General features: G+C 66.4%; 12 protein-coding genes. 3 read left to right on the forward strand and 9 right to left on the reverse strand.

The features are described 5' to 3' along the window. Positions 1-3: 3 nt before the first annotated feature. The 5 genes from trpD to ACZLIB_RS21115 all read right to left on the reverse strand — a co-directional run bounded on the left by trpD (position 4) and on the right by ACZLIB_RS21115 (position 6,500). A complete protein-coding gene (gene trpD, locus ACZLIB_RS21095; protein WP_049401667.1) occupies positions 4-1,035 on the reverse strand; it encodes an anthranilate phosphoribosyltransferase in 1,032 nt (343 codons plus the stop codon). A gap of 16 nt (positions 1,036-1,051) precedes the next feature. Further along, positions 1,052-1,639, reverse strand: coding sequence for an anthranilate synthase component II (locus ACZLIB_RS21100; protein ID WP_049424046.1), 588 nt, complete (start codon positions 1,637-1,639; stop codon positions 1,052-1,054). Positions 1,640-1,641: 2 nt separating this feature from the next. Then, complete coding sequence (locus tag ACZLIB_RS21105; protein WP_049461246.1) at positions 1,642-2,421, reverse strand: SIMPL domain-containing protein; 780 nt, start codon at positions 2,419-2,421, stop codon at positions 1,642-1,644. A 67-nt stretch (positions 2,422-2,488) separates the two neighbouring features. After that, positions 2,489-3,964 carry an anthranilate synthase component I gene (trpE, locus tag ACZLIB_RS21110; protein ID WP_032127165.1) on the reverse strand — a complete coding sequence of 492 codons (1,476 nt, stop codon included), beginning with the start codon at positions 3,962-3,964 and terminating at the stop codon, positions 2,489-2,491. A 178-nt stretch (positions 3,965-4,142) separates the two neighbouring features. Beyond that, the gene (locus ACZLIB_RS21115; protein ID WP_478468631.1) at positions 4,143-6,500 is read right to left on the reverse strand and encodes a Tle-like phospholipase domain-containing protein; all 2,358 of its coding nucleotides are present in this window, start codon (positions 6,498-6,500) and stop codon (positions 4,143-4,145) included. On the opposite strand from ACZLIB_RS21115, the gene ACZLIB_RS21120 reads away from it, so the two are divergent. Next, positions 6,426-7,469 carry an ankyrin repeat domain-containing protein gene (locus ACZLIB_RS21120; RefSeq protein WP_478468633.1) on the forward strand — a complete coding sequence of 348 codons (1,044 nt, stop codon included), beginning with the start codon at positions 6,426-6,428 and terminating at the stop codon, positions 7,467-7,469. The genes ACZLIB_RS21115 and ACZLIB_RS21120 overlap by 75 nt on opposite strands. 15 nt (positions 7,470-7,484) lie before the next feature. Here ACZLIB_RS21120 and yegS read toward each other — a convergent pair whose 3' ends face one another. The 4 genes from yegS to ACZLIB_RS21140 form a co-directional block, all read right to left on the reverse strand. After that, positions 7,485-8,420 carry a lipid kinase YegS gene (yegS, locus tag ACZLIB_RS21125; protein WP_478468634.1) on the reverse strand — a complete coding sequence of 312 codons (936 nt, stop codon included), beginning with the start codon at positions 8,418-8,420 and terminating at the stop codon, positions 7,485-7,487. A 302-nt stretch (positions 8,421-8,722) separates the two neighbouring features. After that, positions 8,723-9,205: a GNAT family N-acetyltransferase gene (locus tag ACZLIB_RS21130; protein WP_032127161.1), complete on the reverse strand. Its 483-nt coding sequence runs from the start codon at positions 9,203-9,205 to the stop codon at positions 8,723-8,725. A 59-nt stretch (positions 9,206-9,264) separates the two neighbouring features. After that, entirely contained in the window at positions 9,265-9,939 is a 675-nt protein-coding gene (gene rpe, locus ACZLIB_RS21135; protein WP_032127160.1) for a ribulose-phosphate 3-epimerase, read from the reverse strand. Between the two features lie 30 nt (positions 9,940-9,969). After that, positions 9,970-10,299: a J domain-containing protein gene (locus ACZLIB_RS21140; protein ID WP_005411327.1), complete on the reverse strand. Its 330-nt coding sequence runs from the start codon at positions 10,297-10,299 to the stop codon at positions 9,970-9,972. Between the two features lie 141 nt (positions 10,300-10,440). On the opposite strand from ACZLIB_RS21140, the gene ACZLIB_RS21145 reads away from it, so the two are divergent. Together ACZLIB_RS21145 and ACZLIB_RS21150 are read left to right on the forward strand one after the other, a co-directional pair. After that, positions 10,441-11,367 (forward strand): phosphoribosylaminoimidazolesuccinocarboxamide synthase, encoded by a 927-nt coding sequence (locus ACZLIB_RS21145; protein WP_029379835.1) that lies wholly within the window; start codon positions 10,441-10,443, stop codon positions 11,365-11,367. A gap of 524 nt (positions 11,368-11,891) precedes the next feature. Further along, positions 11,892-12,377 (forward strand): Mpo1 family 2-hydroxy fatty acid dioxygenase, encoded by a 486-nt coding sequence (locus ACZLIB_RS21150; protein ID WP_032127158.1) that lies wholly within the window; start codon positions 11,892-11,894, stop codon positions 12,375-12,377. The last annotated feature ends 159 nt before the right edge of the window (positions 12,378-12,536 follow it).

Genomic DNA, 12,536 nt, shown 5'->3' on the forward strand with positions numbered 1-12,536 from the left:
CGCTCAGGCAACCAGCGCGCGGGTGGTCTCTACATACTGCTGCAGGCGCTGGCGGGCGCTGCCGTTGGCGATGGCGGCACGGGCACGGGCCAGGCCGTCGCCGATGTCGCTGGCCACGCCGGCCACGTACAGCGCGGCGCCGGCGTTCAGGGCCACGATGTCCAGCGCCGGACCGGGCTGGTTGTCCAGCACCGCGCGCAGCATGGCAATGGACTGCTCCGGGCCATCCACGCGCAGGTTGCGGCTGGCCGACATGGCGATGCCGAAGTCTTCCGGGTGGATCTCGTACTCGCGTACCTTGCCGTCGCGCAGCTCGCCCACCAGGGTACCGGCGCCCAGCGAGATCTCGTCCATGTTGTCGCGGCCCCAGACCACCATGGCGCGCTCGGTGCCCAGCTCGCGCAGCACGCGTGCCTGGATACCCACTAAATCCGGGTGAAACACGCCCATCAGCACCGACGGTGCGCTGGCCGGGTTGGTCAGCGGGCCAAGGATGTTGAAGATGGTACGCACACCCATCTCGCGGCGGACCGGCGCGACGACCTTCATCGACGGGTGATGGATCGGCGCGAACATGAAACCGATGCCGGTCTGTTCGATGGCCGCGGCGACCTGCGCCGGCTGCAGCTCGATGGCCGCACCCAGTGCTTCGACTGCATCGGCGCTGCCGGACTTGGACGACACGCTGCGGTTGCCATGTTTGGCCACGCGCGCACCGGCCGCAGCGGCGACGAACATCGCGCAGGTAGAGATGTTGAAGGTGTGCGAGCCATCGCCGCCGGTGCCGACGATGTCGACCAAGTGGGTGGTATCGGCCACCGGCACCGCCAGCGCGAATTCGCGCATCACCGTGGCCGCCGCGGCAATCTCGTCGATGGTTTCCTTCTTCACGCGCAGGCCGGTGAGGATGGCGGCGGTCATCATCGGCGACACGTCGCCGCGCATGATCTGCCGCATCAGGTCGACCATTTCGTCGAAGAAGATTTCGCGGTGTTCGATGGTGCGTTGCAGGGCTTCCTGGGGGGAGAAGCTCATGGGAATGCTCCTTGGATCAGGCCGCCGGACGCTGCAGGAAATTGCGCAGCAGGGCATGGCCGTGTTCGGTGAGGATGGATTCGGGGTGGAACTGCACGCCTTCCACCGGGAACTGGCGGTGGCGCAGGCCCATGATCTCTTCGATCGAGCCGTCGTCGTTCTCGGTCCAGGCGGTCACTTCCAGCACATCGGGCAGGCTGTTCTTGTCCACCACCAGCGAGTGGTAGCGGGTGGCCTGGTAACGGTCCGGCAGGCCGGCGAACACGCCCTTGCCTTGATGGCGGATGGGCGAGGTCTTGCCATGCATGATGTTGCCGGCGCGGATGACCGTACCGCCGTAGACCTGGCCGATGCCCTGGTGGCCCAGACACACGCCGAGGATCGGCGTGGTCGGGCCCAGGCGCTGGATCAGCTCCAGCGACACGCCCGCTTCGTTGGGCGTGCACGGGCCGGGCGAGATGACGATGCGCTCAGGCTTCTGCGCGGCGATCTCGTCCACGCTCATCGCATCGTTGCGCACCACCTTCACCTCAGCGCCCAGCGTCTGCAGGTACTGCACGAGGTTGTAGGTGAAGCTGTCGTAGTTGTCGATCATCCACAACATGGTCAGGTTCCGTCGCTTATCAGGAAAATGGCGTATACGTTTTCGGTGTAGGTGATGGGGCCGGCTTCGATGGATTCGCGCAGGCGTGAGCCAGTGGTCTCGATCATGTCCATCTGCGCCGCAGGTGACGGCGGCGATGGCGGTGTCACCATGTCGTCGCTTCTGGGCCAATTGCCCGCCTGCACGCCATAGGCGAAGTTCGGCGCCACATCGGAGATGCTGTACAGCCCGCGCAGCTTCGTGCCGTAGGCATTGGCAAGGCCCTGCGCGGATTGGCGCGTCGACGCGGCGGCCTCACCCTTGAGTTCGCGCCGCAGCGCCACTTCGCCCGAGTAGGTCGGGGCCACGCTGCTGACCTGCAGGTTCTCGTTGGCCTTCAGTGCACCCAGCACGTCCTGCATCGCCTTCACGCTGGCGAAGCTGGCACGCAGCTGGCGCGACACGCGGGTGCCGACGAAGACCTGCCGGTTCTGCTCATAGCGCGTGGCCGGGCCGATCCGCAGATTGTCCGCACGCACGCTGCCCTCCACCGCCTTGTGCTGCTTGAACAGCGCCAGCACGCGCGCGACGTTGTCCTGCACGCGGCGGCGCGCGGCGTCGGCATCCATGTCGGTCTCTTCGATGTTCAACTGCAGGCCGAACCGGTCCGGCATCACCTCGCGGCGCGCCTCGCCCTTCACCAGCAGGTGCGGCTGCGAGGGAATGGTATTGGCCTGCGCCCACGCAGACGGGGCCATCGTGGCCAGCAGTGACGACCACAGCAATGCGCTCAGCAGCTTCATGCGGTACTCCTTGTCTTGAACGGGAACGGCGGAACGACCACGGCGCAGCGACCGTGGTGAGGCAGGCTTACAGGCCCTTGGCGGCCTGGGCGACGGCGCGGAACAGCGCGCGGCCCTTGTTCATCGTCTCGTCCCATTCCTTGTCCGGGTCCGAGTCGTAGACGATGCCGGCGCCGGCCTGCACATACAGGCGGCCGTCCTTGATCACGGCGGTGCGGATCGCGATCGCGGTATCGGCATCGCCGTGCCAGCCGATGTAGCCGATGCTGCCGGCGTAGACATTACGCTTGATCGGTTCCAGCTCGCGGATCACTTCCAGCGCGCGGATCTTCGGCGCACCGCTGACCGTACCGGCCGGGAAGGTGGCACGCAGCACGTCGGCATAGCTCAGGCCCGGCTGCAGCTGCCCGGTCACTTCGCTGACGATGTGCATGACGTGGCTGTAGCGCTCGATCACGAACTGCTCGCCCACTTCCACGGTGCCGGCCTTGGACACGCGACCGGCATCGTTACGGCCGAGGTCGATCAGCATCAGGTGCTCGGCGCGCTCCTTCGGATCGGCCAGCAGCTCGGCTTCCAGCGCCAGGTCCTGTTCGACAGTGGCACCGCGCGGCCGGGTGCCAGCGATCGGACGCACCGTCACTTCGCCATCCTGCAAACGCACCAGGATTTCCGGCGAGGAACCGACCACCTGCAGGTCGCCGACATCAAGGAAATACATGTAGGGCGACGGGTTCAGTGCACGCAGCGCACGGTACACATCCACCGGGCGCGCTTTGAACGGCACGCTCAGGCGCTGGCTCAGCACCACCTGGAAGATGTCGCCGGCACGGATGTATTCCTTGCTGCGCTGGACCGCATCGACGAAGCCTTCGCGGGTGAACCCGGAGACGAAATCGGACTCGTCCAGCACGTCGCTGTTGAGCGGTGCGGGATAGCCGGCCCCCGGTGCGCGCAGCTTGGCGGTCAACGCATCCAGGCGTGCCTGGGCCTGCTCGAACGCACCCTCGACACGCGGGTCGGCATGCACGATCAGGTACAGCCGGCCCTTGAGGTTGTCGAACACCGCCAGCTCGTTGGAATCCAGCAGCAGGATGTCCGGCGTGCCCAGCTCATCGCGGCCAGCCGGCGGGGCCAGGCGCGGCTCGATGTAGCCGATGCACTCGAAGCCGAACCAACCGACCAGGCCACCGGTGAAGCCCGGCAGGCCGTCCAGCTTGGGCACCGAGTGGGCGCTGCGCAGCGCCTCGACTTCGGCGAACGGGTCGGCCACCTCGCGGGTGTCCACCACCTGGCCGTCTTCGCGCACGGTCAGCGTGTGGCCATGGAAGGCATACACGCGGCGCGCCGGCAGGCCGATGATCGAGTAACGACCAAAGCGCTCGCCGCCTTCGACGGATTCAAACAGGTAGGTATTGGGGCCGTCGGCGAGCTTCAGATAGACCGAAAGCGGCGTGTCCAGGTCGGACAGCACTTCACGGACGACGGGAATATGGGTGTGGCCTTCAGCGGCCTGCAGCTGAAACTGAGCGTGCGAGTTCAAGACGACTTTCCTTCCGGGACACAGCGTTATGGGGGCGGACGACGGCAACGGGCCACCATCGCCACCAACGGCGTGCGGAAGAAAGGGTATGCGGGGTCGTCAGGCTGGACACCCCTTGACTGTATCGCAGCCGGGGCGGGAGGGGAACCCCGTCGCGGCGTCGCGGTTCATTCGGCCATTAGCCCATCCGCCGGGCGTTCTCCTGGGCCTCCAGCCCCTGTTGCTGGGCCAGTCCGGCTGCCGTCGCCTGTTCGCGACCGGTGTTCAGGGCGTCAACCTGCGCCGTGCTCACGGCCAGCGGCTGGGCCATGCCGGCCGCCACGTCCACATGCGCATGTCGGCGGTGGGCCGCCTGCAGATCCGGGGTGTCGACCGCGAATGCCCGCGTGCGGTCGTCACTGAGCAGCACATGGGAGATGGCCTGCAACCCTTCGCGCTTGGCCTGCGCAGCCAACGCCCCGGCCAGCTGATCGCTCTGCAGGTTCGGGATGCGGCCATGTGCCACATCGAGGCCGTGCACGCCGGTCTGCGCGCCCTTGAACAGATGGAAATCGATGTGCCCCGGATCGTTCAGCGCGGGCATCTTCGCGCCCCCCTCCTGCAGCTGCGCATGCGGCCGCCCAAGCAGCTTGCGCGCGGCCGCCTCCTGGCTCGCGATTGCCGCGTCGAGACTGGGGTTCATCGTCTCGCTCATGCCATGCCGGTCCACCGACTCCCCCATGGTCGCACTGCCGCGCCCGATCACCCACGACGTCTTGGCCAGGTTGACCAGGTTCTGCGGCAGTGCCGGCGTGGGCAGGTGCGTGGCAATGCCCTTGTTGGCCATCGCGCCCAGCCCGACGGTGCCGGCCAGCACGGCCGGCGCCTGCGAGGTCAGCCCGGTGATCTGATGGCTGCTCCAGTTCATGCCCATGTGGAAAGTCGCGCCGTACACGGCATAGCCGTTGCGCAGCCCATTGGCCACGCCATGCACGCCCTGCTGCAGCTGGCCGCCCAGATGATGGCCGCCGGCACGGATGCGGCCGGCATCCGCGGCCGCTTCACGGGTGGCTTCACGGGCCTTGGTTTCGTGTTGATTGCGCGCCGCGTCACCGTGCTCACGCATCTGTCTGGCCATGTCGTCGGCACCGAGCGCACCCAGCACGCTGGCCCCGATGTTCCAGCCGTAACTGCCCTTGGCCTGCACGCGGTGGCTGACCGATTCGACCAGACCCTGCAGCTCGCGACCCTTGGCAATGACCGTCGCACCGCCTTCGATGCCCACCCGCATGCTCTTGCCACCGTAGTCGACCACGGTGCCGATCGCTTTTCCCTGCAGGGTCGACGCACGCTCGACGGCCACGCCGGACAAGCTCATGCCCCGGCCCGCCAGCGCGCCGACCTGCTCGACATGTTCACCGGCAACCCGTCCGGCACGCATGCCGCGCGCACCTGCGATCAGCACCTCGGCCAGCGGGCCACCGTATTCGGCAAGCTGGCTTGGCGCTTCTCGATGGCGGCGGTCCACCACCTTTCCGTTCACTTCGGTCTTGGCGTCCAGCAACAGTTCCATCCTGCCCGCGGCCACCGGAACATTGCGCAATGCCTCTGCCCCGGATTTCGACGCCAGCTGGTCAACCAGCTGGGCCGTGGCCGTCTGCGCACCCGCCGGCATCATCTCCTGCAGCTTGCGGGTAACCATCTGCTGCACGCCGGGCTGACGCAGCAGCTGGCTGGTCTCGCTGGCCAACAGGCCAAAGCCCTGCCGGTGATGCTCGTTGAGCCGCTTCAATCCATTCTGCACATCGTTGAGCACTTCACCCGACGTCTGGTAGGTGTGCACCGTGTCGCGCGTGTTGAACACCGGCAATCCGTGGGATTTCGCGTAGCGATCGGCGGTGGCCGGATGCAGCCCCGCCGAATTGAAGGTGGTCGCACGTACACCGGTAACCGCCGAAGCGGCAGAGGCCATGCCGCCGCCAAGCGAATGACCGGCAAGTTCAAACTGGGTACCAGAGGTCTTCAAGCGACTCGCCAGTGCCATGGCCCGATCGTAGTAGTCACTCTGCATGCCTACGCCCTGGCGTCCATTGTTGAGGAAATCCTCGCCTCCGGACTCACGCCGCCCGCCTTTCGCCCGGGGATCGATGATTTCGCCCGTTGAGCCCTTGAACACCAGCACCGGCTTGGCGTCATCACCGAACACCCTTTTGTCCGGAATGTAGATCTCTGCGCGAAAACCCGAGTCGTTCGGCCGCATCAGCTTCTTCAGGTCGGCCGCTCCCAGGCTGATGCCCGCCGCTTTGAGCGTGTCCGGGTCGGTCACGGCACTGGCTCGCGTCCACCCGACCGGCGGCTCACCTTTGCCCTTTGCCGAGGCATACACATCATCAGCAAGCGAACCCAGCTCGCGGGCGTGATAGGTCTCGCGCAAGCGCGCCGCCTCGGTGGCATGTCCACCTCCCTGCAGTTGCTCGACCAGGTGCTGCTGCGCCTGGACGCTCTTGGCGCGGGCCTGCAACAGGCGTCCCTGCTGCTCGGGATCGTGACCGCTCATGGCAGACTCCATTGCTCATCAGTGAAGACACGGTCATCCAGGACCTGCTGGAATGACCACAGCCAACGCTATCATCCCCCGAACGCGTCCATGTCAAGGGATCACATGCACCGTCACCCTCACAGTTCCTTTACGCCATTTTCCTGCCTGGCGCTGATGCTGCTGATGCTGCTGAGCGCCTGCGCGCGCACGTCTTCACATGGCGCGGAGCGCTATTTCGAGGGCAAGGCACTTGAACTGGCCGTCGCCGCCGAACAGGGTGATGCAGCGACGATCACGCGCCTGATCAAGACCGAAGGCGTGAACCCCGACAAGGAGTTCTCGAAGCAGGATGGCATTCCGCTCATCGCGTGGCCGTTGCGCGCACAGAACCTGGAAGGCCTGCGCGCGATGCTCGACAACGGCGCCGACCCGAATGCACGGCGTATTGAAACGCTGGACGGCGAGACGTTCCGCCACAACAACGCCATGGTCTATGCCGCGAAGATGGACGATCCGCGCTACCTGGCCCTGCTGCTGGATCATGGCGGCGACCCGGACACGCGCACCTCCAATACCGAAACGCTGCTGTTCCAGGCTTTCATTTCCGGCAACCTGTGGAAGAACATCCAGCTGCTGGTGGAGCGAGGCGCGCACGTCAACGAATCCAACATCGGCCAGGCCGATACCGTTCTCAGCTGGTACACCGGCCGTGGCGGCTTCGAGCAGGCTTACTGGCTGCTTGAGCATGGTGCGGATCCCACGATTGCATCGCCGTCATCGGCGCAACCAGGCGCGCCCGATCGGATGGCCATGGTCGAAGCCATCTACTGGGAAATCACCACACCGGACCTGCTGCCCTGGCAGAAGAAGTGCCAGCAGTGGCTGATCGATCACGGCATTGCCCGGCCGCCGCTGCCGCAGTACATCCGCGAAAAGCGTGAAGCATTCGGGTTCCCGGCGAAGGAGCAGGACATCCCCCCGTTGTAGGACTTCCGGTCCGGCTCAGCGCGGCTCGGACAACAGGGCACAGCCCACGGGCAGGTGCATCCGCACCCTGCCCGGCACGCACGCGATGCGGAACTGGCGCGCCTGTACCGGTTCGCCGTCCAGGTTGAGCGTCAACGGACGCTCGGATTCCACCTGCAGCCACGGCAGGCGCGCGCGCGTCGCCAGTTGTTCCAGCGCGGCCTGGGTGCCGGACTTCAGCATCTGGCCAAGCGTGGCGGTGACTTCACCGTCCAGCTCCGGAAGCACCGTCACGTCCAGCTGCCCATCATCGATCAGCGCCTGCGGGCACAATTGCTGGCCACCACCGGCCTGGCGGCCATTGCCGATGCCGAGCGCGATGAAGTCGTCTTCCCACGCGAAATCCGGGCCCGACAGGCGCGCATGGATCGGCTCGATCCGCCCCAGCTTGGCAATGCCGGTGATCACGTAGGCCAGCCCGCCCAGCATCTTCTTCAGGCCGGCATCGGTCTCCACCGTCACCTGCGTGCCGAAGCCACCGCTGGCGAGGTTGGCGCACCACCATTGCGTGCCATCGGCGTCCACGCGCAGCAGATCGATGGCATGCGGCGTGGCCTGCCCGATCAAGGCCAAGGCCGCCTTCGGCTCGGTCGGGATGCCGGCCGCAGTCGCGAAGTCGTTGGCGGTGCCCATCGGGATCAGCGCCAGCGAGGGCAACGCATCTGCCGGCTCCTCACGATGCGCCAGTGTCTCGGCCACCGCGCTGAGCGTGCCGTCGCCACCGGCGGCCACGATCACGTCCACGCCATGATCGATCGCCTCGGCCACGTAGCGTTCGGCGTCACCGTCTTCCCAGGTCACCCGCACTTCCAGCTGCACGCCCTGCCCACGCCAATGACCGACCGCGTCGCGCAGCTCGTCATTGCCTGCGGATTTTCCGTTGAGGATCAGGCGCCAGCGCGGGGTGGTCATGCGGTGCTTCCAGGACGGGGGTGGCACAGGCTAGCAATGCGCCGTTTGTCCGCAGTGAATGTCACGCAGGTGTCATTCAGCTGCTGGAGAATGGAAGGCCATAGCAGGGACGACGGATGGAGGCAGGATCAGCCTCCCACGCATGCAGCGAGGCCACGCCAGTGATTGGCGTGGCTTTTTTTTGAGTTCACAGGGAGTGCGAACCAAGGTTCGCACCCACCAGGCTGCGGTTCGCACACACCGGGTTGCGGTTCGCGCACACCAGGTGGGTAGATCCACGCCATGCGTGGATGCACTTCGCCTCAACCGTTGGCGAAATCGTGCAATGCCTGGCCCTGCAGCCGGTACACGGTCCACTCGTCCTGCGGCGTGGCGCCAGCGGCGGTGTAGAACTCGATGGCCGGGGTATTCCAGTCCAGCACCGACCATTCGAAACGACCGCAACCCTCGGCCACGGCCTGGCGTGCGATGTACTTCAGCAGCGCCTTGCCGGCGCCTGCGCCGCGCTTTTCCTGGCTGACATACAGGTCTTCCAGGTAGATGCCCTTGCGGCCCAGCCAGGTGGAGTAGTTGTAGAAATACACGGCGTAACCAATGGGCTCGCCGTCGGCTTCGCAGATCAGCGCGCGCGCCGTGGCATCGGCACCGAACAAGCTCTCGGCGATGCCGATCTCATCGGTCTGCACCGAATGCTCGGCCTTCTCGTAGATGGCCAGTTCGCGGATGAAATGCAGGATCAGGCCGGCATCGGCCACAGTGGCCGGACGGATGTTCAACAGAGCCATGGGCGGAAAAGGGAGACGGAGGGAATCAGGCGAGCTTAATCCCCTCCGTCCCTTTTTTGTCAGCGTGCCGCAGCGACATTCGCGCGCATCTGCGCGATCACGTCCTGGTAGCTGGTCTTGGCGTTGAAGATGGCCGAACCGGCAACGAAGGTGTCGGCACCGGCAGCGGCGATCTCGCCGATGTTGTCGGCCTTCACGCCGCCGTCGATCTCCAGGCGGATGTCCTTGCCGCTGGCATCGATCATCTTGCGCACCACGCGCAGCTTGTCCAGCGCCGAGGGAATGAAGGCCTGGCCGCCGAAGCCCGGGTTGACCGACATCAGCAGCACCAGGTCCAGGTCGTCCAGCACCCAGTCGAGGATGTCCACCGGCGTGGCCGGATTGAGCACGATGCCCGGCTTGCAGCCCAGCGAGCGGATCAGCTGGATGGTGCGGTGCACGTGGCGGCTCGCTTCCGGGTGGAAGCTGATGTAGGTGGCACCGGCTTCGGCGAAGTCCGGGATGATGCGGTCCACCGGCTCGACCATCAGGTGCACGTCGATCGGCGCGGTCACGCCGTGCTTGCGCAGCGCCTGGCAGACCATCGGGCCGATGGTCAGGTTCGGCACGTAGTGGTTGTCCATCACGTCGAAGTGGACCCAGTCCGCGCCGGCGGCGAGGACGTTGTCGACTTCCTCGCCGAGGCGGGCGAAGTTGGCGGACAGGATGGAGGGGGCGATGAGGCAGTTGGACATGGCCGGGCCTTGCAACGGTAGGAAAGAGGGTCAGCGCTTGCGCAGGGTCTTGATGCGGTCGTAGGCGGCGTTGATCCGCCGCGACTTCTGCTCGGCCTGCTGCTGCAGCTCGGGGGCCGCGCCGCCGAGCTTGTCGGGGTGGTACTGCGAGATCAGCTTGCGGTAGGCGCGCTCGACCTCGGCATCGGTGGCCTCGGAGGTCAGCCCCAGCTCCCGGTACGGGTTCTCCTTGTTCAGGCGGAACCAGTCCGAATCGAAGGCATGGCCGATCAACAGGCCGACCACCGCGCCAAACAACGGATTGGGCCGGAACAGCAGGGCGCCGGCAATGAATCCGAGCAGTTTTCCGTACCAGCGCATGGCGCTCCGGGGTCGGCCGACGAAATGGACGCTCATTTTACGTCACAGCGGGCCCGGACGGCTTTACACTAGGCCGCCCGCTGGTCAGCGGGCCCGCCGGGTCCGCTGGGCAGCCGTATCGACAACGCCCCAGGAGTGCCCGTGCCAACCACGCTGTTGCAATCCGATCTCCCCGGCCTGCCCTTGCGCCATCGCGGCAAGGTGCGTGATGTGTTCGATATCCCGCGCGAGCGGCTGCCAGCAGGGACCCCGCCGGGCGACTACCTGCTGATGGTGGCCACCGATCGCCTGTCGGCGTTCGACGTGGTCCTGCCCGACCCGATTCCGGGCAAGGGCGAGATGCTCTGCCAGGTCTCCAACTTCTGGTTCGCCAAGACCGCGCACCTGATGCCCAACCACCTGACCGGCATCGACGTGGCCAGCGTGCTGCCCGAAGGCGTGGACCCGGCCCTGTACGCCAAGCGCGCGGTGGTCACCCGCAAGCTGAAGCCGGTGCCGGTGGAAGCGATCGCCCGCGGCTACCTGATCGGCAGCGGCTGGAAGGACTACCAGCGCACCGGCAAGGTCAGCGGCATCGACCTGCCCGACGGCCTGCGCCAGGCCGAGCAGCTGCCCGAGCCGATCTTCACCCCTTCGACCAAGGCCGCCGTGGGCGACCATGACGAGAACATCGATTTCGATGCGATGGTGAAGCAGGTCGGTGCCGATCTGGCCGAGCGCGTGCGCGATGCCACCCTGCGCATCTACAAGTTCGCCGCCGACTACGCCCGCGAGCGCGGCATCATCCTGGCCGATACCAAGTTCGAGTTCGGTACCGACGCCGATGGCCGCCTGTACATCATGGACGAGATGCTGACGCCGGATTCCTCGCGCTACTGGCCGGCCGACGAGTACGAAGTGGGCACCAGCCCGCCGAGCTACGACAAGCAGTTCGTGCGCGATTACCTGGAGACGCTGGACTGGGGCAAGACCGCCCCGGGCCCGACCATCCCGGCCGAGATCATCGAGCGCACCCGCGCCAAGTACGCCGAGGCGCTGCAGCGCCTGGCCGGGATCAGCGTCGACTGATGCCCTGCGCCCCCCGCCGGTCTGGCTGGGGGCGTTCTGAATGCGGTACTGCCGGCCGCTGGCCGGCAACCTCGCGAACCTGCAGCCAGGCATGGCCTGGCTCTACTGCAGGTTGCCTGGGGTGGTGCCGGCCGCTGGCCGGCAACCTCGCGAACCTGCAGCCAGGCATGGCCTGGCTCTACTGACGGTTGCCTGGGGTAGTGCCGGCCGCTGGCTGGCAACCTCGCGAACCTGCAGCCAGGCATGGCCTGGCTCTACTGACGGTTGCCTGGGGGTACTGCCGGCCGCTGGCCGGCAACCTCGCGAACCTGCAGCCAGGCATGGCCTGGCTCTACTGCCGGTTGCCTGGGGTAGTGCCGGCCGCTGGCCGGCAACCTCGCGAACCTGCAGCCAGGCATGGCCTGGCTCTACTGACGGTTGCCTGGGGTAGTGCCGGCCGCTGGCCGGCAGCCTCGCGAACTCGGCTATGCTCTGGATTGCCGGCCAGCGGCCGGCACCACCGTTGTCCGAGGAAGCAACGCAGCATGCAGACATCCACCGAGCTTGCGCGGCCGATCGACCGCTATTTCGCCAGCTACTCCGACGACCACCGCAATCTGATCAACCAGCGCATCCACGTGGTGGCGGTGCCGGCGATCCTGTGGTCGGTGGTGGCCCTGCTGTGGTGCCTGCCGCCGCTGATCACCTGGTTCCAGTACGGCATCTGGTCGGCGTTCGCGATGTTCAGCGCCTGGTGCTTCTACAACAAGCTGTCGCGCCCGCTGGGCATCGGCATGCTCATCCAGTTCTTCGTATTCGGCTGCCTGTGCCGCCTGCTGGAGGCCGAGATCGGCCTGCACAACCTGTTCTGGCTGGCGGTGGGCGTATTCGTGGTGGCCTGGATCGCGCAGTTCATCGGTCACAAGTTCGAGGGCCGCAAGCCCAGCTTCCTGACCGACCTGACCTACCTGCTGATCGGCCCGGCCTGGGTGATGGCCAAGTTCTACCGCAAGCTCGACTGGCGCTACTGACCTGCCCGTGGCCGACGGTGCCCCTCGTTTCCTGAACGGGCAGATTCCGTCACCCGCACTCCACGACGGCCCTGCCAGCCTGCACCGGTGATCCGTTCCCCACCTCCCGCCCGTCGACGGCAGCCCCTGTGCGACAGGGCCTGCGGTCTCCCTGCGTGG

The sequence above is a fragment of the Stenotrophomonas sp. 220_Sma genome, from assembly GCF_056487375.1.